Annotated in this window: 21 protein-coding genes and 2 tRNA genes; 8 read left to right on the forward strand and 15 right to left on the reverse strand. The window is 63.6% G+C overall.

Annotated elements, in window-relative coordinates:
• Positions 1 to 11 precede the first annotated feature (11 nt).
• From hpt to ACE4RL_RS05045, 6 genes are all read right to left on the reverse strand, one after another.
• Positions 12 to 554, reverse strand: coding sequence for a hypoxanthine phosphoribosyltransferase (hpt, locus tag ACE4RL_RS05020; protein ID WP_116589909.1), 543 nt, complete (start codon positions 552 to 554; stop codon positions 12 to 14).
• Positions 555 to 799: 245 nt separating this feature from the next.
• Positions 800 to 2,227 carry a glutamate synthase subunit beta gene (locus ACE4RL_RS05025; protein ID WP_375599427.1) on the reverse strand — a complete coding sequence of 476 codons (1,428 nt, stop codon included), beginning with the start codon at positions 2,225 to 2,227 and terminating at the stop codon, positions 800 to 802.
• A 111-nt stretch (positions 2,228 to 2,338) separates the two neighbouring features.
• The gene (gltB, locus tag ACE4RL_RS05030) at positions 2,339 to 7,069 is read right to left on the reverse strand and encodes a glutamate synthase large subunit (RefSeq protein ID WP_375599428.1); all 4,731 of its coding nucleotides are present in this window, start codon (positions 7,067 to 7,069) and stop codon (positions 2,339 to 2,341) included.
• A 518-nt stretch (positions 7,070 to 7,587) separates the two neighbouring features.
• Positions 7,588 to 8,061 carry a DNA starvation/stationary phase protection protein Dps gene (gene dps, locus ACE4RL_RS05035; RefSeq protein WP_375599429.1) on the reverse strand — a complete coding sequence of 158 codons (474 nt, stop codon included), beginning with the start codon at positions 8,059 to 8,061 and terminating at the stop codon, positions 7,588 to 7,590.
• 99 nt (positions 8,062 to 8,160) lie between these two features.
• Positions 8,161 to 9,390, reverse strand: coding sequence for an arsenite efflux MFS transporter ArsK (arsK, locus tag ACE4RL_RS05040; RefSeq protein WP_375599430.1), 1,230 nt, complete (start codon positions 9,388 to 9,390; stop codon positions 8,161 to 8,163).
• A gap of 26 nt (positions 9,391 to 9,416) precedes the next feature.
• The gene (locus ACE4RL_RS05045; protein ID WP_375599431.1) at positions 9,417 to 9,938 is read right to left on the reverse strand and encodes a DUF6428 family protein; all 522 of its coding nucleotides are present in this window, start codon (positions 9,936 to 9,938) and stop codon (positions 9,417 to 9,419) included.
• A gap of 33 nt (positions 9,939 to 9,971) precedes the next feature.
• Here ACE4RL_RS05045 and ACE4RL_RS05050 point away from each other — a divergent pair, with 33 nt between their 5' ends.
• Positions 9,972 to 10,322, forward strand: coding sequence for an ArsR/SmtB family transcription factor (locus ACE4RL_RS05050; protein ID WP_375599432.1), 351 nt, complete (start codon positions 9,972 to 9,974; stop codon positions 10,320 to 10,322).
• Between the two features lie 134 nt (positions 10,323 to 10,456).
• Here ACE4RL_RS05050 and ACE4RL_RS05055 read toward each other — a convergent pair whose 3' ends face one another.
• The gene (locus ACE4RL_RS05055; RefSeq protein WP_375599433.1) at positions 10,457 to 10,912 is read right to left on the reverse strand and encodes an Hsp20 family protein; all 456 of its coding nucleotides are present in this window, start codon (positions 10,910 to 10,912) and stop codon (positions 10,457 to 10,459) included.
• 438 nt (positions 10,913 to 11,350) lie between these two features.
• On the opposite strand from ACE4RL_RS05055, the gene ACE4RL_RS05060 reads away from it, so the two are divergent.
• Positions 11,351 to 12,289: an alpha/beta fold hydrolase gene (locus tag ACE4RL_RS05060; protein WP_375599434.1), complete on the forward strand. Its 939-nt coding sequence runs from the start codon at positions 11,351 to 11,353 to the stop codon at positions 12,287 to 12,289.
• On the opposite strand, the gene ACE4RL_RS05065 is transcribed toward ACE4RL_RS05060, so the two are convergent.
• Both ACE4RL_RS05065 and ACE4RL_RS05070 read right to left on the reverse strand, forming a co-directional pair.
• Positions 12,286 to 13,080 carry an inositol monophosphatase family protein gene (locus ACE4RL_RS05065; protein ID WP_375599435.1) on the reverse strand — a complete coding sequence of 265 codons (795 nt, stop codon included), beginning with the start codon at positions 13,078 to 13,080 and terminating at the stop codon, positions 12,286 to 12,288. The genes ACE4RL_RS05060 and ACE4RL_RS05065 overlap by 4 nt on opposite strands.
• A gap of 320 nt (positions 13,081 to 13,400) precedes the next feature.
• The gene (locus tag ACE4RL_RS05070) at positions 13,401 to 14,297 is read right to left on the reverse strand and encodes an N-formylglutamate amidohydrolase (protein WP_375599436.1); all 897 of its coding nucleotides are present in this window, start codon (positions 14,295 to 14,297) and stop codon (positions 13,401 to 13,403) included.
• A 216-nt stretch (positions 14,298 to 14,513) separates the two neighbouring features.
• On the opposite strand from ACE4RL_RS05070, the gene cpdR reads away from it, so the two are divergent.
• The 3 genes from cpdR to ACE4RL_RS05085 all read left to right on the forward strand — a co-directional run bounded on the left by cpdR (position 14,514) and on the right by ACE4RL_RS05085 (position 15,219).
• Complete coding sequence (gene cpdR, locus ACE4RL_RS05075) at positions 14,514 to 14,873, forward strand: cell cycle two-component system response regulator CpdR (protein WP_046105558.1); 360 nt, start codon at positions 14,514 to 14,516, stop codon at positions 14,871 to 14,873.
• Between the two features lie 151 nt (positions 14,874 to 15,024).
• Positions 15,025 to 15,099: transfer RNA gene (locus ACE4RL_RS05080), tRNA-Val, on the forward strand.
• A 45-nt stretch (positions 15,100 to 15,144) separates the two neighbouring features.
• Positions 15,145 to 15,219: transfer RNA gene (locus ACE4RL_RS05085), tRNA-Val, on the forward strand.
• Positions 15,220 to 15,396: 177 nt separating this feature from the next.
• Here ACE4RL_RS05085 and ACE4RL_RS05090 read toward each other — a convergent pair.
• Positions 15,397 to 16,011 carry a pyridoxamine 5'-phosphate oxidase family protein gene (locus ACE4RL_RS05090; protein ID WP_375599437.1) on the reverse strand — a complete coding sequence of 205 codons (615 nt, stop codon included), beginning with the start codon at positions 16,009 to 16,011 and terminating at the stop codon, positions 15,397 to 15,399.
• Positions 16,012 to 16,114: 103 nt separating this feature from the next.
• On the opposite strand from ACE4RL_RS05090, the gene msrB reads away from it, so the two are divergent.
• Positions 16,115 to 16,519 carry a peptide-methionine (R)-S-oxide reductase MsrB gene (gene msrB / locus ACE4RL_RS05095; RefSeq protein WP_375599438.1) on the forward strand — a complete coding sequence of 135 codons (405 nt, stop codon included), beginning with the start codon at positions 16,115 to 16,117 and terminating at the stop codon, positions 16,517 to 16,519.
• 47 nt (positions 16,520 to 16,566) lie between these two features.
• Here the strand turns inward: msrB and hrpB are convergent, their stop codons facing one another.
• Positions 16,567 to 19,017, reverse strand: coding sequence for an ATP-dependent helicase HrpB (hrpB, locus tag ACE4RL_RS05100; RefSeq protein ID WP_375599439.1), 2,451 nt, complete (start codon positions 19,015 to 19,017; stop codon positions 16,567 to 16,569).
• A gap of 155 nt (positions 19,018 to 19,172) precedes the next feature.
• Here hrpB and ACE4RL_RS05105 point away from each other — a divergent pair, with 155 nt between their 5' ends.
• Complete coding sequence (locus ACE4RL_RS05105; RefSeq protein WP_375599440.1) at positions 19,173 to 20,039, forward strand: aldose 1-epimerase family protein; 867 nt, start codon at positions 19,173 to 19,175, stop codon at positions 20,037 to 20,039.
• On the opposite strand, the gene ACE4RL_RS05110 is transcribed toward ACE4RL_RS05105, so the two are convergent.
• Together ACE4RL_RS05110 and ACE4RL_RS05115 are read right to left on the reverse strand one after the other, a co-directional pair.
• Positions 20,040 to 21,563, reverse strand: coding sequence for a helicase HerA domain-containing protein (locus ACE4RL_RS05110; RefSeq protein WP_375599441.1), 1,524 nt, complete (start codon positions 21,561 to 21,563; stop codon positions 20,040 to 20,042).
• Between the two features lie 129 nt (positions 21,564 to 21,692).
• Complete coding sequence (locus ACE4RL_RS05115; protein ID WP_375599442.1) at positions 21,693 to 22,316, reverse strand: class I SAM-dependent methyltransferase; 624 nt, start codon at positions 22,314 to 22,316, stop codon at positions 21,693 to 21,695.
• Positions 22,317 to 22,414: 98 nt separating this feature from the next.
• Between ACE4RL_RS05115 and ACE4RL_RS05120 the strand changes: the two genes are divergently transcribed.
• Positions 22,415 to 23,302, forward strand: coding sequence for a LysR family transcriptional regulator (locus tag ACE4RL_RS05120; protein WP_375599443.1), 888 nt, complete (start codon positions 22,415 to 22,417; stop codon positions 23,300 to 23,302).
• Between the two features lie 4 nt (positions 23,303 to 23,306).
• On the opposite strand, the gene ACE4RL_RS05125 is transcribed toward ACE4RL_RS05120, so the two are convergent.
• Both ACE4RL_RS05125 and ACE4RL_RS05130 read right to left on the reverse strand, forming a co-directional pair.
• On the reverse strand, positions 23,307 to 25,853 hold the full coding sequence (locus ACE4RL_RS05125; RefSeq protein ID WP_375599444.1) for an ABC transporter permease: 2,547 nt from the start codon (positions 25,851 to 25,853) through the stop codon (positions 23,307 to 23,309).
• A complete protein-coding gene (locus tag ACE4RL_RS05130; RefSeq protein WP_375599445.1) occupies positions 25,853 to 26,587 on the reverse strand; it encodes an ABC transporter ATP-binding protein in 735 nt (244 codons plus the stop codon). The genes ACE4RL_RS05125 and ACE4RL_RS05130 overlap by 1 nt, the downstream gene beginning before the upstream one ends.
• Between the last annotated feature and the right edge of the window lie 72 nt (positions 26,588 to 26,659).

Raw genomic sequence — 26,659 nt, forward strand, 5'->3', positions numbered from 1 at the left:
CGCGCCGTTCGTTATTCCCCGACGAAACGCACCTTGCCGATATGGGGCAGGTTCCGGTTGCGCTGGGCGTAGTCAATGCCATAGCCGACGACGAATTCATCGGGGATGTCGAAGCCGATCCAGCGGGCCGGGACGTCGGTCTCGCGGCGCGATGGCTTGTTGAGCAGGGCGCAGACTTCCATGCGGCGCGGGTGGCGGGTTTCGAGGATTTCGAGCACGTGTTTGAGCGTGTGGCCGGTGTCGATGATGTCTTCCACCACCAGCACGTCTCGATCGTGTATTTCGCCGCGCAAATCCTTGAGGATGCGCACTTCGCGGCTCGATTCCATGGCGTCGCCATAAGAGGACGCTTCGAGGAAATCGACCTCCACCGGCAAGTCGATCTCGCGCACCAGATCGGCGATGAAGATGAAGGAGCCGCGAAGGAGGCCGACGACGACGAGCTTGTCGGTGTCGCGGAACGTTTCGGTGATTTCGGCGGCCAGTTCCTCGACGCGGGCGGCAATGGCCTTGGCGGAAATGAGCTGGTCGACGGTGTAGGGGGCTTGGGGCATGAATGGCTCCGCGGAATCGCTTTTGCGGGACCATAGCCCCACCTGCCGTGCGGGCGTAGCCCTTCCGGCCTTCGAATCTGAAACCACGCCACTGGCGTGATTTTGCCTTCGGCCGTTCCGAAGTCCCCCTGATAGGGGGAGGGAACCCTCCAGCATGCGGCGGGTCCGGGCCATTCGGCCACAGGCCTCATGGCCTGATCGCCTCAAATCGCGCCACTGGCGCGATTTGCCCTGCGGGATGGCTCTCAGCGAGGCAGATCCGTCTTGCCCATCAGGTCGAAGTCGATGGAGCGGGCGGCCTGGCGACCTTCGCGAATGGCCCAGACGACGAGCGACTGGCCGCGGCGCATGTCGCCGGCGGCATAGACGCCGGGCACCGAGGTCTTGTAGCTCATGGTGTCGGCAAACAGGTTTCCGCGCTGGTCGAGGTCGGCGCCCAATTCGGTCAGCATGCCTTCGGCAACCGGACCGGCAAAACCGATGGCGAGTAGCACCAGATCGGCCCGGATGACGAATTCGGTGCCCGGAATGGGCTGGCGCTTGCGGTCGACGCGGGCGCATTCGACGCCGGTGACGTGACCCTTGGCGTCGGCAAGGATTTTCATCGTGCCGGCAGAGAACTCGCGAATGGCGCCTTCGGCCTGGGAGGACGAGGTGCGCATCTTGACTGCCCAATTGGGCCAGTTGGTCAGCTTGTTCTCCAACTCGGGCGGCATCGGGCGGACGTCGAGCTGGGTGACGGCAATAGCGCCCTGGCGGAAGCTGGTGCCAACGCAGTCCGACGCGGTATCGCCACCGCCCACCACCACGACATGCTTGCCGGCAGCGGTGAGCTGGAATTCATTGCTGACGTCTTCCCCACCCACGCGGCGGTTCTGCTGCACCAGGAATGGCATGGCGAAATGCACGCCAGCAAACTGGTTGCCTTCGACATCGACCGGACGCGGGCGCTCGGCGCCGCCAGAGAGCAGCACCGCATCGTGGTCGCGCTGCAGGTCCGAGAGCGGGGTGGTGACACCGACATTGACGCCGTAGTGGAAGGTGACCCCTTCGGCTTCCATCTGGCTTACGCGGAAGTCGATATGGTCCTTTTCCATCTTGAAGTCGGGAATGCCATAGCGCATCAGGCCGCCTGCCTTGGGCTCGCGCTCATAGACATGCACATCGTGGCCGGCGCGGGCCAGTTGCTGGGCAGCGGCCATGCCGGCCGGCCCCGAACCGATGACGGCGACCTTTTTGCCGGTTTTAGCCTTGGGCGGGTGCGGCTTGACCCAGCCGGCCTTGATCGCCTTGTCGGCAATGGCCTGTTCCACCGTCTTGATGGCAACGGGCACATCCTCGAGGTTGAGCGTGCAGGCTTCCTCGCAGGGCGCGGGGCAGATGCGGCCGGTAAATTCGGGGAAATTATTGGTCGAATGGAGATTGCGCGAAGCCTCTTCCCAATCGCCATTATAGATCAGGTCATTCCAGTCCGGGATCTGGTTGTGCACCGGGCAGCCGGTGTCACCATGACAGAAGGGAATACCGCAATCCATGCAGCGGGCAGCCTGATCGACCACCCGGCCTTCGGTCAGCGGAATGGTGAACTCGCCAAAATGGCGAATGCGGTCGGAGGCCGGCTCGTAGCGCGGCTCTTCACGTTCGATTTCGAGAAAGCCGGTAACCTTGCCCATGCTTGTCTCCCCTTAGGTCGCGCTGCGCGCGGAATTGATCTCAACTGAGAGAGCGGAGCCCGGCTCCCCTCCCTCCCGGCCTCCCCCGAAGGGGAAGTGAAAAAAGGGCCGCTACTCTGCCGCCGCCTGCGCACCAGAGCTGCGTTTCTTTTCCATCTCAAGGATGGCGCGGCGATACTCGACCGGCATGACCTTGACGAACTTGGGGCGCATCTCGGCCCAGTTCTCCAGGATCTGCTTGGCACGGGTCGAGCCCGTGTAGTGCAGATGGTTGGAGATGAGCTGATGCAGGCGCTCGTCATCATGCTTGGTCATGTCGCCCGAAATGTCGACGCGGCCGTGCCATTCGAGGTCGCCACCATGATGGTGCAGCTTGCGCATGAGGTCTTCCTCCTCCTGCACCGGCTCAAGATCGACCATGGCCAGGTTACAGCGCGAGCGGAAGGTCTCGTCCTCGTCCAGCACATAGGCGACACCGCCACTCATGCCGGCGGCAAAGTTGCGTCCGGTCTTGCCAATGACGACGACAAGGCCGCCGGTCATGTATTCGCAACCGTGATCGCCGGTGCCTTCGACAACCGCGATGGCGCCCGAATTGCGCACGGCGAAGCGTTCGCCGGCGACGCCGCGGAAATAACACTCACCAGAAATGGCGCCATAGAGCACGGTATTGCCGACGATGATCGAGTCTTCCGGCACGATGCCGACCTTGTCCGACGGACGCACCACGATGCGGCCGCCCGAGAGGCCCTTGCCGACATAGTCATTGGCGTCGCCGATCATGTCGATCGAGATGCCCTTGGCCAGGAAGGCGCCGAAGGCCTGGCCGGCCGTGCCCCTTAGGGTGATCGAGATGGTGTCCTCGGGCAGGCCCGCATGACCATATTTCTTGGCTAGTGCACCCGAGAGCATGGCGCCGGTAGAGCGGTCGCGGCTCTTGATGGGCAGCTCGATCTGCACCGGGGTGCCGTTTTCCAGCGCCGGAGCGGCCAGTTCGATCAGCTTGCGATCGAGCACGGCTTCGAGGTGATGGTTCTGCGTTTCAGTGTGATAGAGGCTGTCGCCGCCCAGCGGCTCGGGCTTGTAGAACACCTTGGAGAGATCAATGCCCTCGCTCTTCCAGTGATCGGCGGCCCGGCGCTGGTCGAGCAGGTCGGAGCGACCAATCAACTCGTCAAGCGCCCTGGCACCGAGCGAGGCCATCAGCCCACGCAGCTCTTCGGCCACGAAGAAGAAGTAGTTGATGACGTGCTCGGGCGTGCCCTTGAAACGCTTGCGCAGCACCGGGTCCTGGGTGGCAACGCCAACCGGACAGGTGTTGAGGTGGCACTTGCGCATCATGATGCAGCCGGCCGCGATCAGCGGAGCCGTCGAGAAGCCAAATTCGTCCGCACCCAGAATGGCGCCGATCAGCACGTCGCGGCCGGTCTTGAGACCGCCATCGACCTGCAGGCGCACGCGGGAGCGCAGGCGGTTGAGCACCAGGGTCTGGTGGGTTTCGGCCAGGCCGATTTCCCAAGGACCGCCGGCATGCTTCAATGAGGTCAGCGGGGAGGCGCCGGTGCCGCCATCATAGCCAGAGATGGTGATGTGATCGGCGCGCGCCTTGGCAACGCCGGCAGCCACCGTGCCGACACCGACTTCACTGACCAGCTTGACCGAGATATCGGCCTGCTCATTGACGTTCTTGAGATCGTAGATGAGCTGGGCGAGGTCTTCGATCGAATAGATGTCGTGATGCGGCGGGGGCGAAATCAGGCCCACACCCGGGGTCGAGTGACGGGTCTTGGCAACGATCCAGTCGACCTTGTGGCCGGGCAATTGACCGCCTTCGCCGGGCTTGGCGCCCTGCGCAACCTTGATCTGGATCTGGTCGGAATTGACCAGATATTCGGTGGTGACGCCAAAGCGGCCCGAGGCAACCTGCTTGATGGCCGAACGCAGTGGATTGCGCGAGCCGTCGGGCAGGGGCTTGTAGCGATCGGGTTCCTCGCCGCCCTCACCGGTATTGGACTTGCCGCCGATCTGGTTCATCGCGATGGCCAGGGTGGTATGCGCCTCGCGGCTGATCGAGCCGAAGGACATGGCGCCCGTCACGAAGCGGCGGACGATATTGGCGGCCGGTTCGACCTCGTCCAGTTCGACGGCAGGCCCGAGCGGCTTGATATCGAACAGGTTGCGGATCGCCAGGTAGCCATTGTCGCCCGAATTCACATGGGCGGCAAAGCTGTTGTAGCGCTCCTGTGCGGTTTCCGGACTGTCGCTGGCGGTGCGCACGGCATGCTGCAGGTCGGCGACCACGTCAGGCGACCAGGCATGCTTTTCGCCGCGGATGCGGAAGGCATATTCGCCACCGACATCGAGCGCCTTGCGCAGCACGGCATCGTCGCCGAAAGCCGAAGCGTGGCGGCGGACGGTTTCTTCGGCGACTTCGGCAAGGCCGACGCCTTCAATGGAGGTGGCGGTACCGAAGAAGTACTTCTTGACGAACTCGGTGTTGAGACCAATCGCGTCGAAAATCTGGGCGCCGCAATAGGACTGGTAGGTGGAAATGCCCATCTTGGACATGACCTTGAGCAGGCCCTTACCGACGCTCTTGATGTAGCGATAGACGACTTCGTCAGCCGAAACCTCGGGCGGATATTCGCCTTCAGCATGGAGCGCGGCTAGAGCCTCGAAGGCCAGGTATGGGTTGATCGCTTCGGCACCATAGCCGGCCAGCATGGCGAAGTGGTGCATTTCGCGGGCTTCGCCAGTTTCGAGCACCAGACCGGAGGACGTACGCAGGCCCTTGCGGATCAGGTGGTGATGCACGGCAGCGGTCGCCAGCAGCGCCGGAATGGCGATGCGGTCGGCCGCAACCAGACGGTCGGACAGGATGATGATGTTGTATTCACCCCGCACTGCCTCTTCGGCAATGGCGCAGATGTCTTCAAGGGCGGCTTCCATGCCGGCGGCGCCCTTGTCGGCCATATAGGTGATGTCGATCGTCTTGGTCTTGAACTGGTTGTCGCGCATGTCGCCAATGGCGCGGATCTTTTCGAGATCCTCGTTGGTCAAAATGGGCTGACGCACTTCGAGACGCTTTTCGCGCGAAGAGCCTTCAAGATCGAGAATGTTGGGGCGCGGGCCGATGAAGGACACCAGGCTCATAACCGATTCCTCGCGGATCGGGTCGATGGGCGGGTTGGTGACCTGCGCGAAGTTCTGCTTGAAATAGGTGTAGAGCAGCTTGGACTTGTTCGAGAGCGCCGAGATCGGTGTGTCGGTGCCCATCGAGCCCACGGCCTCCTGGCCGGTGGTGGCCATGGGGGCCATCAGCAGCTTGAAGTCTTCCTGGGTGTAGCCAAAGGCCTGCAGGCGGTCGAGCAGGCTTTCCGAGCTCTTGGGGGCCTGCGGCTCGGTGGCGGGCAGGTCCTCGAGCACGATCTGGCTGCGGGCGAGCCATTCGGCATAGGGGTTCTTGGTGGCGAGGTGCTTCTTGACCTCTTCGTCCGAAACGATGCGGCCTTCCTCGAGGTCGATCAGCAGCATGCGGCCGGGCTGCAGGCGCCAGCGCTCGACAATGTCCTCATCGGGGATATCGAGCACGCCGGACTCCGAGGCGAGGACGACATGGCCTTCCCTGGTGACGAGATAGCGCGCGGGGCGCAGCCCGTTGCGGTCGAGCGTGGCCACCACATAGCGGCCGTCCGACAGCGACATGGCTGCCGGGCCATCCCAGGGCTCCATCAGGGCCGCGTGGTACTCGTAAAAGGCGCGACGCTCTTCATCCATCAGCGTATTGCCGGCCCAGGCCTCGGGGATCAGCATCATGGCCGCGTGCGGCAGCGAATAGCCGCCGCGCACGAGGAATTCGAGCGCGTTGTCGAAGCAGGCGGTGTCGGACTGCCCCTCATAGGAAATCGGCCAGATCTTGGTGATGTCGTCGCCGAACTTGGGCGAAGACACCGAGGCCTGGCGGGCGGCCATCCAGTTGACGTTGCCGCGAATGGTGTTGATCTCACCATTGTGGGTGGTCATGCGATAGGGGTGGGCCAGCTTCCAGGAGGGGAAGGTGTTGGTCGAGAAGCGCTGATGCACGAGCGCGATGGCGCTTTCAAAGGCTTCGTCGTGCAAGTCCGTGTAGAAGGCGCCCAACTGGTCGGCCAGGAACATGCCCTTATAGACAATGGTGCGCGCCGACATGGAGACGACATAGAAGCCGTTGTCGCTGTCGCTCTCAGGGACTTCCTTATAGACGGAGTTGGAGATGACCTTGCGTACGATCAGCAGCTTGCGCTCGAACTCGTCGATCGACAGGCCCTCGGGCCGCGCAATGACCATTTGCTCGATGATCGGCTGGGTGGCGATGACTCCTTCGGACAGGCGCGAATTGTCGGTGGGGACAGTGCGTTCGCCGAGCAGTTCGAGGCCCTCGGTCTCAAGGCACCGGCGGACCACGGCGACGCACTTGTCCCGCAGGGCGACATCGTTGGGGTAAAACACCATCGCCACGGCATAGGCGTGCTTTTCGGGCAGAGCAAAGGGCAGCACCTTGGCGAAGAAGGCGTGCGGGGTCTGCACCAGAATGCCGGCGCCGTCGCCCATCAGCGGGTCGGCGCCCACGGCGCCGCGGTGTTCCAGGTTCTCGAGGATTTCGAGACCCTTCTGCACCACTTCGTGGCTGGGCTTGTTCTTGATATTGGCAATCATGCCGATGCCGCAGGCATCATGCTCATGGGCCGGATCGTAAAGACCCTGGGCCTGGGGGCGGCCGTCGACGCGCTTGCCATCCAGAATCAGGGTTTTGCGATTGGCGGTCTCGGTCTGGGCGGAAATGCCGGTCCGTGTGTTTGCCATGGCTCAACCTCGTTCTGTTCGGGCCCTGACCGGGGCCAATGTTTCGTCTTGCGCATCCTGCTATTGCCGGTTGGGACCGGCCGGGCGGATGCATGGTTTCCTCTGGGGCGCAGTGTTCAGCCGGGTCGTACTACACGAGTACGGCTCGAATGAGCAAATTGCGATCCTGTCCGGGGAGCGGCACTGCATCCAAATGGCCGCTCATAATTCGAGCTTAGGCGCGTTACCGCCCATATTAGCTCCGCCTGTCCGTTTCCGCTATCGACTAGCGGTCCAGCCGGACCAGCGTGCGCGCTGACCGCGGAGAGCGGGGCGACGCGTCAGATAGGACAGAGGTGCTGCCCTAACCATTGCACATTTGCATAATTCAAAACTACGAGCAAGCGATTTTGCCGCGCGGCCGGCACAAAAAATAGGACTTGGCAGAAAAATCTGTAGGAAACCGTAGGAAACTGGGTCGATACGAACAGGGCGCCCCTGAAAGGAGCGCCCTAAAGCCGCGAAATTGATGAAAAGTCCTATTCGAGGTGCGATTTGATGAACCAAAGGTTCTTGTCGAGATCGCGAGAATAGGCCGTCAGAATGTCTGCGGTATCGGCATCGCCGGCCTCGTCGGTGGCGTCGATGTCCTTGCGCACCTGGTTGGCCAGCTTGCCAAAGCGTTCGGCGAGCGCGGCAAGATGATCGGGCACTTTCTTGATGTCGGTGGGGTAGGCATCAAGGCTGGTTGCCTTGGCGACAGTCTGGCTGGTGCCGTCTGGCGTGCCATCAAGCTGGGCGATGCGCTCGGCCATGACATCGATGTGACCATCGATGGCGGCACGCATGGGATCGAGCATTTCGTGCACGGCGATGAAATTGGGACCCTTCAAATTCCAGTGGGCCTGCTTGGTGGCCAAGGCCAGATCGATACTGTCGGCAAGGCGCGCATTGAGCACGTCGATCACCGCGGATTTGGCGTTGGCCTTGAGGTCGATGGAGGGAGTTTTCATCGGGTTTATCCTGACGCTTGAGTTGATCGGTGGGCGCGGGGCCGCGTCTGTTCAACCGGCTGGGGCCGAACTTGTTCCAATACACGTGTACCAAAGAACTTATTGCGCCGGTGCCGGATCGGCAGGGTTTCGGGTGCCCATCATTTGTACCGTGAAGGTGATCAGGGCAAAGCAGGCGAGGGGCAGGAGTGCCAGAGCCGTCCAGATCCAGAGCGCGGCATTGGCGCCGGCCTGGCCAATGGCCAGCGCCATGAGGAAAGGCGCGGCGGCCGCCGCCACCTGCCGGGCAGCCGAAATCTGACCCTGTCGCGCACCATAGTCCAAGCGCCCAAACAATTGCAGCGGCAAGGAACCCGAGACAATGCTGGTGAGCCCCGAGCCCAGCCCAAACAGCAGCGCAAAAGCGATGGCCCCCGCTATGGCTGGTGCGGAAATGGAGAGGATGAACAGGGCGAGCGGCAGAGATGCTGCTGCGATGACCGCCAGGGAAGTGGCGCGCAAGCGCCCGCCAAAGACCATGTTGATGAGGCGCGCCAGCACTTGTGCGGGGCCAAAAATGCTGGAGATCAAGAGGGCCTGAAGCCCCAGATCGAGCGCCTGGAGCAGCGGCACCATCTGCAAGGTGACTGCCGCCAGAATCAGTCCCTGCAGCGCAAAGCCTGCCAATACCAAGGCAAAAAGCAGCTTTGCGCGCTGCGGGCGCGGCGGCGGCAGGTCCAAGGGCCTCTGATCTGGGTGAGCCTGGCCCGTCATTTCCCGGTCTTTGCACAGGCGGCTCAACCAGAAATGAAGCGGCAGGCACAGCACCAGATTGAGGCCGGCAAAGACCAGATAGCTGCCGCGCCAACCCAGCTGTCCATCAAGCAGAGCGGTCAACGGCCAGAACAGGGTTGAGGCGAACCCGGCGATCAGCGTCAGGTGAGTGATGCTGGCCTGTGCGCCGCGCCCGCCGATCTGGACCAGGACGGCAAAGGCTGCTGCATAGAGGACCAGGGTGGAGGCGACCTCCATGCCGGTCAGGGCCAGCACAAATACCGGACCAGTTGGGGCTAGAGCCATCAGCAGCAGGAACAGACTGACCAGCAGCGAACCGGCTGTCATGGCGCGCGCTGCGCCAAACCGGTCCAGCATACGCCCGGTCCAGGGGGCGGCCAGGCCGCCAATCAGCAGAGCAAAGGTCAGGGCGCCGTAGATCCATTCGGTGGACCAGCCAAAGCTGGTGGCGATGCCAGGCGCCAGGACACTGAAGGCATAGTAGAGCGAGCCATAACCAACGATCTGGGTGACACCGAGCGCCCAGACGGCTGCGGCGGGAACTGGCTTGGACATAGTTGAAAGGCTCGCTCGGTGTGCGATCAGGCGCAGCAGGCGGCTTTGGATGGTGAGCCACAGCAGGGCGCCTCCGTCCGGGCTGCGCGATGGCGGGGCTTGCAAATGGCCGGGCGCATGGCCAGCGACAGTCGCGTGCGGTCCTTTTCCCGGACAACTCCGGCGATATCGAAGACCTGCATCGCTTCATCGGGACGGCTCATCTCAATGGTGACACGCGATGCCGCGTCAAGTGTCAGGCTGGCTTCGACCCGTGCCAGGATGGACAGGAACTTGCCCACGCTCACGGCTTGCGGGCCCTGGGCGAGCGGAATGTCCTCAACCTGCAGGATGGTTTCCGTCCAGTGGTCAGGGTTGCCGCCGCAGTCCAGGGTCGAAAGCTGAGCAGCCTTGATTTCCGTGACATGATAGCCGGATTGAACTGTCCTGCCGGCATAGTCTAGCACCAGGACGGTGGCGTCAGACCCTGCCAGAGCATGGCGCAGTGCGGCAAGGTCGAGGTCGGGTTGTGCGAGGGAGGTGACAGCGGCGTCCATGAGCGGTACCATTATCTCAATGATTCAAGAGATATTGAAATAAGCATGGACGAAAAGCAAGCCCTCGATGCGTTTGGTGCCCTCTCGCAGGACACGCGCCTGCGCATCGTGCGCGCGCTGGTCATGGCCGGAGACGGCGGTATGCCGGCTGGAGCCATCAGTGCGGCGGTCGACGCCTCTTCCTCGCGCACCTCGTTTCATCTGGGGCATCTGGAGCGGGCGGGCCTGATCTCATCGCGGCGCGAGGCCCGCTCAATCGTCTACACGGCCAATTTTGCGGGACTGACCGGGCTGGTGGAATTTCTGATGCGCGATTGCTGTCAGGGTCATCCGGCTGTAATCGCCGGGGTGACCGACGCCGCCCAAGCATGCTGTGCACCTGGCCCCGATGCATGAACAAAAGCGCGGCCCTTGCGGACCGCGCCTTCGTCGTTCCGATGGACTCGGAAACTATCGCCATTCGAGCGCAGGTGTCATGGCCTGGACCCCTATAATCGCTCCCTGGAGCGATCATGCGCAAGCGCCAGGGTCTAGTTGACGGACTTGTCCTCGATGGTGGCGGTGCCGCCATTGATCTGGATGGTGCGCGCCTTCTTGCTTTCGGGCAATTCGCGCTTCAGCTCCAGATGCAGCAGGCCGTTCTCGAGAGTGGCGCCCTGTACCTCGACATAGTCGGCAAGCTGGAAGCGCAACTCGAAGGCGCGCTCGGCAATGCCGCGATGGAGGAATTCGCGTTTGTCCTCGCCGGACTCGGCGGATTTGGCGCCCTTGACCACGAGGCTGTTTTCCTTGGTCTCGACGGCGATATCACCATTGGAGAACCCGGCTACGGCGATGGAGATGCGATAGGCATCATCGCCGGTGCGCTCGATATTGTAGGGCGGGTAGGTCTTGGCTTCCTGTGCGCCCAGCGTATCGAGGCGGTTGAACAGCCGGTCAAAGCCGACAGTGGAGCGGTAGAAGGGGGAAAAATCGATGGTCTGCATTTTCACATTCTCCGATTGAGCAACGTGGTTTCAGTGTCGACCGGTGCCTGCGGCGGTGCTCCCTTAAAGCGGCGAGACCGATTGGACAGGGCCGGTGTCCCCGGATAGTCCGGCGGACAGCAAAGATGTAGGTGCGGCCAGAGCCGGTTCAAGAGCCTGGCGAGATGAACCCAAGATGAATGATCCGCTCCGTTCCGGTTCAGGTGCGTTGGCCTAGAAAGGGGCATGTGAACGTGGCCGGACAGCTCCGGCGGAAGCGCTCGCACCCTGTCGGTCCCGTCAACCCGCCCCCCGCATGGGACCGCGCAGACAAGAAAAGCCAGCAGCCAGACCGGTTGCTGGCTTTTCTTTTTTCACAATGCCCGATTAAGGTCGCCGCCAAAGCGGAAACGAGGGCAGGCATTGTCAGCGCAAGTCGAACCAAACGGACCCAGGCTGGTGTCCATCCCGACCAATCCGGTGCCCGAGGGCGCGCGGGTGGGCTATTTCACCACCTCGGACAGGGTGCGGCTGCGCTATGCGCTTTGGCCGAAAACCGAGGGGCCGCAACGCGGCACGGTGTGCCTGGTGCAGGGGCGTACCGAATATATCGAGAAATATTTCGAGACCATCGCCGACTTCCGCAAGCGCGGCTTTGCCGTGGCGACTTTCGATTGGCGCGGCCAGGGCGGCTCGGACCGGCTGATCGGCAACCCGCATGTGGGTTATGTCGATCGCTTCGAGGATTACTGGACCGATCTGCGCTGTTTTCACGCCGATATCCTGCTGCCCGATTGTCCGCCGCCCTTCTATCTGGTGGGCCATTCCATGGGCGGGCTAGCCAGCCTGATCGCGGCGACGCGCGACCGCATGATGTTCGACCGCGTGTTTTTGAGCGCGCCCATGGTGGGCCTGCATGGCCTGGATCACAGCCTGCATCGCTGGGCGGCTGTGGCCGAAACGGTGAGTTTTTTCGGGCTCGGGCATTTGCCGCTCAAGCGCAAGGGCGACCGGCGGCCGGACGAAAGCATGTATCCGGACAATCCCTTGACCTCGGATGCCCTGCGCTACAAGCGCATGGTCGAGACCATTCGGGCCGATGACGGGCTCTATATCGGGTCGCCCAGTTTCCGGTGGCTGGGGGCGGCCTTGCGCGCCATGCTTGAAACCCGGCAGGACCGGTTTCCCGGGGAAATCCGCATCCCGCTACTGATCCTGGCGGCCGCGCGGGAGCAGATTGTCTCAACCCCCGCCATCGAGCAATTGGGTCTGCGCCTGCGCACCGGCCGGCACATGGTCGTCGCCGGGTCGCGGCATGAGATGTTCATGGAGGCGGACCCGGTGCGCGGCCAGGTGTTCGCGGCATTCGATGCGTTCATTACGGAGCAGAGTCGCTAGGCCCGGTTGATCAGCTCCAGCGCCTTGTCGAGCAGTTCCGGGGTTGCGGCAGCCACCACATTGCCGCCGCCGCTGGGTTCAGAGCCGTCCCAGCAGGCGATGGCGCCGCCGGCTTCGCGGATAATGGGGACCAAGGCGGCGATGTCGTAAGTATTGAGAGAGGGCTCAATGACCAGATCGGCCTGGCCAGCGGCGAGCAGGGCATAGCCGTAGCAGTCCATGCCAAAGCGCTGCAGGCGCGTGGCATTCTCAACTGCCAGCCACTTGTTCCAATGTTCGCCTTTGAAGAGATTGGGTGTGGTGGTGAAAACGCGCGCCGCGGACAGTTCGGTCAGTCCGCTGGTCTGGTTGGTGTGCACGAGTTCGCCGCGCCGATAGGTCGAGCGGCCCGGCACGGCCAGGAACTCTTCACCGATAAAGGGCTGGCTCATCAGGCCGGCCACCGCCACGCCATCAATGGCAAAGCCGATCAGCGTGCCCCAGACCGGGGCGCCGGAGATGAAGGCGCGGGTGCCATCGACCGGGTCAATGATCCAGCTATAGCGGCTGTCGCCTGTCTTGCCCCATTCTTCGCCGATGATGGCGTGATCGGGAAAGGCCTCGGTGATGACACCGCGGATGACGGTCTCGGCGCCTTTGTCTGCCTCGGTGACCGGGTCAAACCCGGCATCGAGCTTATTGTCGATGGTCAGCGGGGTACGGAAGAGGGGCAGGGTGTGCTGTGCGGATGCGGCGCCGGCACGGCGCAAAGTGTGTTCGATCTGCGCGAAATCGATCGTGCTGGCGGGCATGGCGAAGCTTTCATGCGTGAGTTCTGTGAAAAGGCAGATCTGACAAAGATTTGCTGCTGAACACTTTTAGTTGGGCGCTGGAGATGCCAGACTTTTCTGCAGTTTTTCTGTGACGTTTCTGATTCATTTTTGCAACAAGTCTGGCCCGAACGCCTGTGAACAAGGAGGGAGACACTTGTCGTTCGATCCGAATGGGTTCATCGACAAAGGGCATGGTGCGTTGCCGAACTGCCGAGCATCTGGGTGCCGCGTTCGGCAAACATCGTTCCTCCCTTGACTGGGGCCGTCTTTGGGGGCGGCCCCTTTTTATTGATCCGGATTTATTCTGCCGCGGCCTGCTGGGGCAAGGGGGAGACGCCGGCCAGCGTCACCAAATCCAGGCCGACCAAGGTCAGGATCAGACGCTCGATGAGCGATTTGATGGTCTCAAATCCGTCGTTCTTCTCAAGTGTTACCTCGTTCATATAGAGGTGACGGCTGATCTCGATCTGCAGGGCATGTACGCCATGCTGGGGGCGGCCATAGGCACGTGTGCAGAACCCGCCCGCATAGGGACGGTTGCGCGCCACCTTAAGGCCGGCAGAGCTAAACACGGTTTCGATCAGGTCGACCAGCGGCCCGGCGCAGGTGGTGCCATAGCGGTCGCCCAGCACGATATCGGGCGTGGCCCGCTCGCCGTGCCGGCCCAGGCGCGGCATGGAGTGACAATCGATGAGGACGGCCAGGCCAAACCTGGTCATGCTTTCGCTCAGCAGTTTTTGCAGGGCCGCATGATAAGGATGATAGATGCCCTCGATGCGCATGCGCGCATCTTCAAGGGTCAGGCGCTCGCGATAGATCGGCTTGTTTTCGGCAACAACGCGGGCCAGCGTGCCCAGCCCGGCTGCGACGCGGGGTGAGCTGGTATTGAACCGGTCCGACAGCGGTTCGACGAACATTGTGGGATCGAGTTCCCAGGGCTCGCGATTGACATCAAGATAGGCCCTGGGGAAATGCGCCCGGAGGAGCGGGGCACCAAGACGGGGCGCGCGGCCGAACAATTCGTCGACAAAGGCATCTTCGGACTGGCGGATCGAGAGGTGGTCAAGCCGCGCCATGGCCAGGAAACGCTCGGGGTAGACCCGGCCCGAATGGGGCGAGTTGAACACGACAGGCGCGACCAGCCGCCTTGGACGGATCGTCTCAAATGCCGGTTGATCCCAATAGTCGGACCGCACGCCGTCTCCCCCATATGGCGGTGTGGCCCGCCAAAAGTGATTTGCTGGAGTTAAGTTTCGCGCGGCTCGGCGCGATTGTCCAGAATTGTTGCATTTGTGCGAACAACGCGGAAAACACGGCGCTGGATGCAGTGAGAGGTTGCGAAAGCGACACGGTGGCATAAACATCGGCGCAAACACCGACTCAGCCGAAGGCTCTGCCCAAGAGGACCCTTGATGAAGCGAATTTTGCTCGCCGAAGACGACAACGACATGCGCCAGTTCCTGACGCGGGCCCTCAAGAATGCTGGCTATGAGGTGGTGTCCTTCGACAATGGCCTGTCGGCCTATGAGCGGCTGCGCGAAGAACCGTTCTCGCTGCTCCTAAGCGATATCGTGATGCCCGAGATGGACGGAATCGAATTGGCGCGTCGCGCGACCGAGCTCGATCCGGACCTTAAGGTCATGTTCATCACCGGCTTTGCCGCGGTGGCGCTCAACCCCGATAGTGATGCGCCCAAGGATGCCTCGGTGCTGTCCAAGCCATTTCATCTCAAGGATTTGGTCAACGAGGTGGAGCGCTTGCTGGCGGCCTGATCCAAAGCCTGCAAAGACCCGGAAACGGGCGGATGCGCAGGCCTTGTCGCGCAAGAATTCACAGCTTGCCGATTGGCTCTTGACCCCAACGGGGATTTTATGGTCTATCCGCGCCACCGGAACGGCGCAGCCAATCCGGTCCCGGAGAGATGGGCGTATAGCTCAGCGGGAGAGCACCTCGTTGACATCGAGGGGGTCACAAGTTCAATCCTTGTTACGCCCACCATCTCTTTCCGGTTCGCTTTGTTTCCCTTAGGGGAGAAGGCGATGTGGGAGTATAGCTCAGCGGGAGAGCATTCGCTTCACACGCGAAGGGTCACAAGTTCAATCCTTGTTACTCCCACCATTTTTCTTCAAGTGATAACGGCCTGCATCCGGCGTTCTTCTGCGCTCCGGTGCTCACGTACCCACGTACGCTCCGCTCCGGTGCTCGAAGAGCCACCGGCTTCGACTCGTTCTGACTTGAAGAAGCCCGCTGCGCGGGCAGATTGTGCCCTGACCCGACCTGGCAACGACCTTTCGATCACCACATTGTCTGTTTCGCCCGTTCAGGCCAGGCCTTGTCATAGCTGTCGCCGCCGACTTCTTCCGCCGTCATCGTGGCCAGGATCTGGCCTGGGGTGGGCAGACCTGCGGGATCGACATAGCGTTCGGGGTTCCAGAGCTCGGAGCGGATGATGGCCCGAGCGCACTGGAAATAGACCTCGTCTATCTCCAAGACGATGACCGAGCGTGGCGCTTTGTCTTCGATGGCGAAGCTTTCGAGCAAAGTGGGGTCTATGGAGAGATGCGCGCGGCCATTGACGCGCAACGTGGTGCCAGACCCCGGGATGAGGAAGAGGAAGGCGCAACGCGGATCGCGCACGATGTTGCGCAGGCTGTCGATGCGGTTATTGCCGCGCCGGTCGGGCATCATCAGGGTGTTGTCGTCATGGATGCGCACAAAACCGGGCTTGTCGCCGCGCGGAGAGCAGTCAATGCCTTCGGGGCCGATGGTGGCGAGCGCGGCAAAGGGGCTGGCTGCAATCAGGCGCCGGTAGTCTGGCGTTATTGCACGTGCCACCTTGGCGGTGGCAGCGGGGGCGGGGGCGGGCTGGTAGAGCGCCTCAAGCTGGTCGAGGGTCATAATCCTGGTCATGCAAACGCCTAGGAACCGCGTCGTGATGGAACGCGCGCTGGGATTGAAGTGTAACCAAGCCTATATGACAAACGAAACACAGGTCGAGACAAGGAGCGCCGCAATGGATGCACAAACTTTCCCCGTGACCCGCACCGATGCCGAATGGCGCGCGCGGTTGACCGACGAGCAATATTACATCATGCGCCAGCACGGCACCGAGCGGCCGGGTTCCTGCGCCCTGCTGCACGAGAAACGCCCCGGCACCTTTTCCTGCGCCGGGTGCGACAGCCCGCTGTTTGCTGCGACGCTGAAATTCGAAAGTGGTACCGGCTGGCCCAGCTTCAACGACCCGATCCCCGGCTCGGTGGAGACCACAACCGATCGTTCGCATGGCATGGTGCGCACCGAAGTGCATTGCGCCACCTGTGGCAGTCATCTGGGCCATGTGTTCCCCGATGGGCCGCCGCCGACCGGCCTGCGCTATTGCATCAACGGGGTGGCGTTGAACTTCGAGCCTAGCGAGTGAACCAGGCCCCGGACGAAAGTCCGGGGTTTTTTATGGCGGACAGAGCGTCAGGTGCCGCGCGGCTTGGCGCGGCTGGTGGCCGGGGCGGCGATTGGATCGTCGGGCCAGGGGTGGCGCGGATAGCGGCCTTTGAGGTCGCGCGCCACGTCCTTCCAGCTGCCGCGCCAGAAGCCGGGCAGGTCCCGCGTGGTCTGGATCGGCCGGTGGGCGGGTGACAGCAGCACCAGCAGAAGCGGTATCCGGCCATTGGCAATGCTGGGGTGCCGGTCAAGGCCGAACAGTTCCTGCACCCGGATTTCCAGCGCCGGGCCGTTTTCGGCAGCGTAATCGATGGGCAAGTGACTGCCCGAGGGGGCGTGAAAATGGCTTGGCAGGAGCTTTTCCATTTCCTGCTTTTTTGCCCAGGGCAGCAGGGCTTCCAGTGCCGCGCCCAGATGCTCGGCAGTGATCGCGGACAGCCGCGTTTCACCCAATATGTGCGGGGTCAGCCAAGCCGGGTCAGCAGACAGGGCGGTGTCCGTCAGGTCGGGCCAATCCGCGCCCAAGCTCTGGTGCAAAAAGCTGGCGCGGGCGCGCTGGGCTTTCTGCTCCTTGCTCCAGGGCAGCGCCTCGACCCGCTTGATGGCAGCTTCGGCGAGAAGCTCGGCAGCTCTGTCGAAATCGGTCACCGGCGCGGTTTCATCGGCCAGCCGCAACGCGTCGAGCCGCCGTTGACGGCGGGCGCGCACGGCGCCGCTCGCGGGATCGAAGGTCAGGGTGGTTTCGGTACGGATATGGTTGGCGAACAGGGCCTCAAGTTCACTGGTATTTAGCGCGGCGGCCGAACGGATGCGGCCCTGCGTGGCGCTGCCAGTCACATCGGCAACAACAATGAAGGGTGCGCCGGCCAGGGCATGGGTTTCGTCAAGCTTGGCCTGCCGTCCATTGGCCAGGCGGAAGCGGCCACGGGCACCAGTCGATTGCGCCACCCGGTCGGGAAAGGCGCGAGCCAAATGATGGCCAGCAGACAGGTCTTCGCCCGAGGAGCCACCGGCCAGCTTTGCCCAGCGCCGGGCGAGGCTGCGGGCCTCGTCGGCGCGGCGGGAGCGATCAGCGCGGAAACGTTCCAGGCGACGGGCAAGGTCGGTATCGTCGCCACCCAGCCCGCGCTCTCCGATCAGCACTGCCAATTCGGCGGCGGTCTGTGCATCGCCGTCTTCGGCTCCGGCGACCACCATATGAGCCAGGCGCGGATGCAGGGGAAGGCGAGCAAGGGCCTTGCCGGCTGGCGTGAGGTGCCCGGCCTCGTCTGTGGCGTCGAGACGAGACAGGAGCGCCTTGGCTTCGGCCCAAGCCGGGGCGGGCGGCGGATCTAGGAAGGCCAGGGCCTGCGGATCGGTGACGCCCCAACTGGCAAGGTCGAGCAACAGGCCGGAGAGATCAGCGGCCAGGATTTCCGGGGTCTCGAACGGTTCGAGCGCGGCGCTCTGGCCCTGGTGCCAGAGCCTTATGCATACGCCGGGGCTGGTGCGCCCGGCCCGGCCGCGGCGCTGATCGGCGCCGGCGCGGGATACGCGGCGGGTGGCAAGGCTGGTCATGCCGGTGGCGGGTTCATAGACCGGCACACGACGAAATCCACTGTCGATGACGATGCGTACGCCCTCAATCGTCAGCGAGGTTTCCGCAATCGATGTCGCCAGCACGATCTTCCGGCGGCCTTCGGGGGCCGGCTGGATGGCGCGATCCTGTTCGCCGGGCGCAAGCTGACCATAGAGCGGCGCCAGATCCGTGTTGGCGGGCAGGCGCGTGGCGAGCCGTTCGGCAGTGCGGGTGATTTCGCCCTGCCCGGGCAGAAACACCAGCACTGATCCCTCATGCTCGCGCAGGGCAGCAAAGGTGGCGTTGGCTACCTGGTCCTCCAGGCGCTGCAACGGGTCTGGATCGACATGCAAGGTTTCGACCGGGAAGGTGCGCCCGGGACTGTCGATGACCGGTGCATCGCCGAGCAGTCCGGCGACGCGCGCGCCATCGATGGTGGCAGACATGACAAGCAGCCGGAGGTCCGGCCGCAGGGCGCGGGCGTCGAGGGTCAGGGCAAGGCCCAGGTCACCATCGAGACTGCGCTCGTGAAACTCATCGAAGATGACGGCCGCGACGCCGGTCAGTTCCGGGTCATCAAGCAGCATGCGGGTGAACACGCCCTCCGTCACCACTTCGATGCGGGTGCGGGCGGAGACTTTCGTCTCCATGCGCACGCGATAGCCCACGGTTTGACCCACCTCTTCAGCCAACAGCCTAGCCATTTGCCGGGCGGCGGCACGGGCGGCCAGCCGGCGCGGTTCGAGCATGATGATGCGGCCATCGTCCCGCCAAGGGGCATCGAGCAGGGCCAGCGGCACGCGCGTCGTCTTGCCCGCGCCCGGCTGGGCCACCAGCACGGCGGAAATCCCCTTCTCCAGGGCGTCGGCCAGGGCAGGCAAGGCGGCATCAATGGGCAGCGGGGGCAAGGCGTTGGACATGGCTAGGCGATAGCCCCTGACATGGTGACGAAGCAAGAGGCCGTTGCTTCTAGGCGCCCTTAGGCGCTTGTTCATCGCAAGCGTACTTGCGGGTTCTCTCCTGCGCCAGAGTGGATTAGGGTGCACGCCGTTCCAGCACCGTCCCGGAGTGGCGCATGCAACTGACCCGTATCGCCAACGACCAGATCACCGTCGATGTGGCAGCGCTTGGCGCGGAGATGCAGTCGATCCAGACGCGCGATGGCCGGCAGTGGCTCTGGCATGGCGATGCTGCCTATTGGACCGGCCGGTCGCCGATCCTGTTTCCCATTGTCGGCAAGGCGCCCAATGACACCGTCACCGTGGACGGCGTGCCATTCCAGATGAGCCAGCATGGTTTTGCCCGGCGCAGCAATTTCGAGCTGGTGGCCGAGGAAACCGATCGCTGCGTTTATCGGCTGACCGCCTCCGAGGCGAGCCGGGCGATGTATCCCTTTGAATTTCAGCTCGATGTCGAGCATCGGGTGGAAGGGCGCGCGGTCGTGGTCAGCGCCATAGTTACCAATCGTGACCACAAGATCATGCCCTTCGGCATCGGCTTTCACCCGGCCTTTGCCTGGCCGCTGCCGGGTGCCGAGGGCAAGCCGCATAGCATCGAGCTGGATGGAGGTGGCGCCCCGGCATTGCGTCGTTTGTCGGGCGGTCTGGTGGACCCCAAGGCGCTGCCCTCGCCCTTTGAAGCGGGGCAGATGACGCTGGATCACAGCCAGTTTGCCGAGGACGCCATGCTGTTTCCCGAAGGTGCGGGCGCCGGACTGGTCTATAGCCCGGCCGCAGGGCCAGGCGTGCACTTCACCTGGGAGAACCTGCCCAATTTTGCCCTTTGGACCAAGCCGGGCGCGGGGTTCATCTGCCTTGAGCCCTGGCACGGCACGGCGGCGGAAGTGGGCGGCTCGGAAGAGTTGAGCGAACGGCCTTTTACGGAACTGCTGGGGCCGGGTGCTTCGGCGCGCTACAGCTTCCGGGCGGAGCTGCGCGGTTAGTCACTCCGCTGCGCCGCGTTCCTCGATCAATTCGTCAGGGCCACTGGGATCGCCTGGCGCAGTTTCCGCGCCAAGATCCGGAAAGGCGGCGATGCGGGCCCCGCGGAAATCGGTGCGCAGCACGATCAGCCCGCGTTCCTCGAACCAGGTCAGCAGGCGCCGCGCGCGGCTCGAAGAATGGGTGCCGTAGAGCCGGGCCAGCGTGGCGTCGGACGGGCAAGGGGCGCCGGTCAGCGCGGCTTGGGCGATGACCAGGAACACGCCCTGCACATCATCGGTCAGCGTTTCGGAAAGGCTCAGGGCCTGCTGCCAGCCGTCGGATGATGCGGTCTGTTCATCGGGCGCCACCCGGGCTACGGCGAGCAGGCGCTTGAAGGCGGGCAGGGCCGGTGGATCACCCGGAATGCGGCGGATGCGGCAGCGGACAAGAAAATCCTGATAAAGCTGGGCGGTGTTGCGAAAGCCCGCGTCGGGGTCGCTCATCAGTTCAACCATCACCGCCTGGATCATGGCGTCGCGCTCAGCTTCATCGATCTCAGGGAATAAAGAAGCGGGTTCTTCCGGTGCTTCGGCGCGGGCCTTGGCACGAGCTTCGGCGACCTGTGCCAACAATTCATTTGTCGACGGCGGCGGGGGCGGCGCCGGACGACGCACTACCGGCCGGGCCAGTTCCTCGGGGTCCTGGGTGAAAATCAGATCGGCCGCATCGGCCGGCGCCTCGGGCAATGGGGTCAGCTTGGGGCTGGTCGAGCGCGCCGAGGTTTCCACCGCACCGATGACGATGGGCAGGGGGCGGCGGGAAATGGCGGGTCCGAGGGCCACGAAATGGCCGCGGGCGAGGTCACGGAACTGTTCGGCCTGCCGGCGATCCATGCCCAGCAGGTCGGCGGCGCGGGCCATGTCGATATCGAGAAAGGTGCGGCCCATCAGGAAGTTGGAGGCTTCCGCTGCCACGTTCTTGGCCAGCTTGGCCAGCCGCTGGGTGGCGATGACGCCCGCCAGACCGCGCTTGCGGCCACGGCACATCAGATTGGTCATGGCGCCGAGCGAAAGTTTGCGTGCTTCGTCCGAGACCTCGCCACCTGCGGCCGGCGCAAAGAGCTGGGCCTCGTCGACCACGACCAGCACCGGATACCAGAAATCCCGGTCGGCATCGAACATGCCGCCGAGAAAGGCGGCGGCGGCGCGCATCTGCTGTTCGGCGTCCAGCCCCTCGAGATTGAGCACGACCGAGACACGGTGCTGGCGCACGCGATTGGCAATGCGGGTCAATTCGCTTTCAGTACGCGTGGCATCGACCACCAGATGCCCGTATTTGTCGGACAGGGTGACGAAATCACCTTCGGGATCGATGATGCATTGCTGTACCCACTGCGCGGATTGCTCCAGCAGGCGGCGCAGCAGGTGCGATTTGCCGGACCCGGAATTGCCCTGCACCAGAAGGCGCGTGGCGAGCAATTCTTCAAGATCCATGTGGGCTGGGCCGGATCCCCGGCTCTCTCCCATGTCGATGGCGACCTGCATCATCTCTCCGGCTGGATGCGCCTCATCTCCAGCGGGAAGGCAGACGCACGGCTAACTGACTATTTGCGAGTGATAGCACATAGCCTCACCGATTCGCCCAATCGGGAAAAGCCCGGTTCCACAGGGCAATCAGTCCGGCTTGCGCGCGATGATGAAGACGGCTGCCCGGGGCTTGGGGCGCCAGTCATGCTCAATGGTAAAGCCTGGGCGAGTGATGTCCTGGCGCAACTGGTCCCGGTCCATGACGGTGAGCACCGGAAGCAGGCCAAGAGCACGGCCAAGCGGGGCGATGTAGCCCAACCACCTGGCGGTCTCGGCAATGCAGACCGTGCTGGAAACGAAGATACCCCCTGGCTTGAGAATGTCGAAGACGCGCTGAATGACGGCCTGCCGGTTCTGGAGCAGGTGCAGGACGGACATGGCCAGCACGACGTCGTAGCTGGCCGGGGCGATCGGCATGGTGGTGATGTCGCCCTTTTCGAAGGTGACATTATCGACCCCGGCTTGGGCGGCGCGGATGCGGGCCTTTTCCAGCATGCGCTCGGAAAAATCCACCGCCCGGACGCTGCGAACGTGTGGGGCATGGATGATGGCGGTGCCGCCGGTGCCACAGCCGAACTCGAAGACGTCCATGTCCGGGGTGAAGTGGGACTGGGTTCTGGCCAGCTTGGTGCGGTAGGCCTGCTCGTCGCTGATGGGCTGGGCGGCATAGCGATCCGCCATCCGGTCCCAGAAGGCGCTTGGCTCGGCCATGGTCTAACTCCTCGTCCCCAAGAATTCTGGCAGCAGGATAACCGGGGGCTCAAGAAAACAAAATTGCAGAATTTGGCACAAGAACTATACGTAAATGCATGAAGGAAATGCCCGGGCCGATTGACTGGAACCAGATGCGCGCGCTGTTGGCGACGGTGGAGGCCGGCTCGCTCTCGGCGGCGGCGCGACGGCTCGGCTTGACCCAGCCGACGCTCGGGCGACAGGTGGCGGCGCTCGAGGAAGACTTGGGCATTGCCGTATTCGAGCGGGTGGGGCGGCGCCTGGTCTTGACAGAGGCGGGGCAGCGGCTGGTCGCCGATCTGCGCGAGATGGGCGCGGCAGCGGACCGCGTCGCGATGTCGGCTGCGGCACAGTCGCAATCGGTGGAGGGCGTCGTAAGGATTACCGCCGCCGACATCTATGCAGGGCATGTTCTGCCGCCCCTTCTGGCCGAGGTGCGCAAGGCCGCGCCGGGCATTACCCTGGAGGTGCTGGCGACGGGGTCGATCAGTGACCTGCTGCGGCGTGAAGCCGACATTGCCATCCGTCATGTCCGGCCCGACCAGGATGGCCTGATCGCGAGGCGGTGCCGGGACACGGCGGCTTATGTCTATGGAACGCCGGACTTGCTCGACCGGCTGGGGCGACCGAGCAATGGCGTTGAACTGGCTCGTTGCGAAATGAGTGGTGCGATGGACGGAATCGAGCCCTTCATCGCCGAGATGCGGCAGCGCGGGGTGCCCCTGAGCAGGGCCAATTTCCCACTATTGACGCAGAGCGGGATGACCGGCTGGGAATGGGTGTGCCGGGGCATATGCCTCGGGCCGATGGTCGAAGCGGTCGCCCGGCAAACTCCGGAGGTCGAGATCGCCGTGCCCGCAATCGACCCTATCCCGGTGCCGGTCTGGCTGGTGACTCACCGGGAGTTGCATACCAGCCGGCGGATCCGGCTGGTGTTCGATATGCTGGTCGAGCATTTCTCGTGATCGGCTAGAGGTCGCGCAACAATCGCGCCGGGCGCGCCGAAGCTGCGCGCAGGATCGTCATGGCGCCCAGAATGGCGGTGATGGCGATGGCGACGGCCAGGACCACGACAATGATGTCGAGCTTGAGGGTGAATTCGACCGCCAGCAGCAGGCCGCTGACAAAACGGCCCATGCCGATGCCCAGCACCAGGGCCGGAATTGCGGCCAGCACTGCCAGCACCAGATATTGCAGGAAGGCCGAGCCGATCAGTTCGGACCGGGTGGCGCCCAGCACCTTGGTGATGATGGTATCGGCCTCGCGCTGGCGGCGCCCGGTCGAGAGCGAGCCGATCAGAACGAGCAGGCCATTGCCGACGGCCAGGCCCCCAATGAGGCTGGCTGCAAAGGAGAGCTGGCCCAGCGCATCGGTGACCTGTTTGAGCGTATCGCCCACGGAAATAAAGCGGATATCGGGCAGTTCAGACGCCAGGAGCCGGGTGACGTCTTCTTCCGCGCCGGGCGCGGCGGTGACGGCGGCAAACAGCGTGGTGGGATAGTTCTCGATCACGCCGGGCGAGAAGGTGGCGAGAAAATCGATGCCGCCCTGCCAGGAATAATCGCGGAAGCTGGTAATGGTGGCGCTCACCTCTTCGCCAAAGATCGAAAAGGTCAGCGTGTCGCCCAGTTCGACACCCAGACCGTGCCGCAGACTCTGGTGCAGGCTGACCAGGGCAGGGCCGGCATGGTCAGCGGGCCACCATTCTCCCGCTGTCACGCGCGATGAGGCCGGCAGATGGGTGCGATAGGTCAGCGGTACTTCACCGGCGAGCAGGAAGGTGGCCTCCGGGCCGCGCGTTACCAGCTCATCGGCCGGGGTGCCGGCCACGTCGACCAGGGCACCGCGCAGTATCGGGGTGGAGACAAAGCGGGTAATGCCATTGCCTTCAAGGGTCAGGGCCTCGAGGTCCACCACTTCATCGGGAAACAGGTCCGAGCCAACCAGCGTGGGTGCGTCGAAGGCCGAAGCGCCAAGGAACTCCTGCTGCAGATTGGTCTGCATCACCAGAACGATGATCAGCATGGTCAGCGCCATGCCAGCCGAAACCGCTACGGCGGCAGCGTTTTGTCCAGCAGCGGAGATATTGCGGAAGCTGTGGCGCAGGACGCGCGGACCGGTTTCGGGCAGGCGTTTGAGGCCAAGCTGCGCCAGACGAATAAAGCCCTGGAACAGAATGGCGCCCAACGCACTGGCAAGGCCAAATCCAAGCACCAGTGGCGCATCGCCGGTCATCAGCCAGGCCAGCACGAAGAAGGCCAGAACCGCGGCAACAAGCGGCAGGATCTGCCAGGACAGCAGAAGTGCGCGCCAGTCGACCGGCGGGGCGTCGAGCCCCTTGGAGCGGAACAGCAGCACCGGCCGGATGGCCTGGGATTGGACTAGCGGCAGATAGGCAAAGGCAAAGGCGGTGACCAGACCGGTGCCCGCTGCGATGGCCAGAGCCTGCAGATGGATGGCAGGCGCCAGCGCGATGCCGACCGCCGCGCCAATGGTTGGAAGGATGAACCAGGCCGTGCTGGCGCCGATGACCAGTCCGATGCTGACCCCGACCAGGGCAAGGGCTGCCACCTGGGCCAGGAAATGCACAAACACGCGCGCCCGGTCGGCGCCGATGGAACGCAGCACAGCGATGACGCCGGAGCGCTCGGCAATATAGGCGCGCATGCCGGTCCAAACGCTGACGCCGCCGATCAGGAGCGAACCGAGACCGACAATGAGCAGGAAGCGCATGAAGAGATCATAGTAGCGCACCATCTGCCCCAGCCCGTCCCGCGCCGAGCGCACGGTCCAGCCCGACCCGCCGAATTGCTCGACGGCGCGGGCGAGTCCTGCATCGATGTCACGGTCGGCAAGATGGATCTTGTAGCGATACCAGGTGCCCAGGCCCGGCAAGGGCGAGGTGCGGTCGCTGACCACGGCGAAGCCATTGGTCGAGATCAGGGTCGGTATCCCGAGGCGGAAGCCGCGCACCGGCCCGTCGGGCAGTCCGATCAGCGTGCCACGGACCTGAAATTCGGTGCCGCCCAGGCCGAATGTGTCGCCAATGGAGAGACCAAGCTGGTCGAGCATGATGCCATCGATGAGCGCGCCGTGCGCCCCATCGACTTCCGCCAGCAAGGCAGCAAGGTCTTCCCCTTCGGTCAATTGCGGGCTGCGCACCTGGCCGAGCAGGGGATAGGTGTCGCCCACGGCGCTGACATCGGCAAAGGCTTCGTCGGCAAAGGTTTCAGCGCGCAGATTGGTGTCAATCACCTGGGCCACGCGGCCCAGTGCCTGCATGGCGGCCAGTTCATCGGGCGTGGCCAGGCGGTCGGCGCGCGAGAGTTCGATGTCGCCGCCCATGATTTCAGCGGCGCCGGTATCGATGGCGCGGGTAATGCTGGTGCCGACCGAATTGACACCGGCAATCAGCGCCGTGCCGACGGCCAGGCAGACAACCAGCAGCAGGAAGCGCCGCAAATCACCGCGCATGTCCAACAGGCCGATGCGGGCGGCGGCCCAGATGCTGCGCATTATCTGCTCACCGACTTGCGGGGCGCACGCGTTCCTGCCGGTGCGGTGGTCTCGGTCAATTCACCCTGGGTCATGGTGAAGACCCGGTCGGCCTTGGCGGCAAGGGCGGGGTCGTGGGTGATCAGCACTACGGCGGTGTTGTTCTTGCGGGCCAGGTCGAACATGAGCTCGACGACGATGGCGCCGGTCTTCTGGTCGAGATTGCCGGTGGGTTCGTCTGCCAGCAATAGGGGCGGGTTGGCCACACTTGCGCGGGCCAGGCCCACGCGCTGCTGCTCGCCGCCCGACAGGGCCGAAGGGCGGTGATCGAGCCGGGCTTCAAGCCCGACGGCAGCCAAAGCCGCGGCGGCCTTCTCGCGCACCTGGGCCATGGACAGGCCCGGTTCTGCGATTTCAAGCGCCAAGCCCACATTGTCGAGTGCCGTCAGCGAGGGGATCAGATGAAAGCTCTGAAAGACAATGCCCATTGTGTGGCGGCGGAAGCGGGCCAGATCGTCCTCGCTCATGCCGGTAAGCTCCCGGCCATTGACCGTAACTTGCCCGCCAGTGGCCTTTTCGAGTCCGGCCAGCAGCATCAGCAGCGAGGTCTTGCCGCTGCCCGATGGACCGACAATGGCCACTACTTCCGCCGGAGCCACCTTGAGCGAAACCTTGCGCAGGATGTGCAGGGGACGTCCGGCGACGTCCAGCGTGTAATCGACATCGCGCGCGTCGATGATTGGTCCGGAGGTCATGTCCGCGATTTTCCCCTCATTGGCCGACCGGGCGTATTTTCATTCGGTGCTAGCCATTATCCAATAGTGGTT

Origin of the sequence: Devosia polycyclovorans, assembly GCF_042181575.1 — a bacterium.
Classification (GTDB): domain Bacteria; phylum Pseudomonadota; class Alphaproteobacteria; order Rhizobiales; family Devosiaceae; genus Devosia; species Devosia polycyclovorans.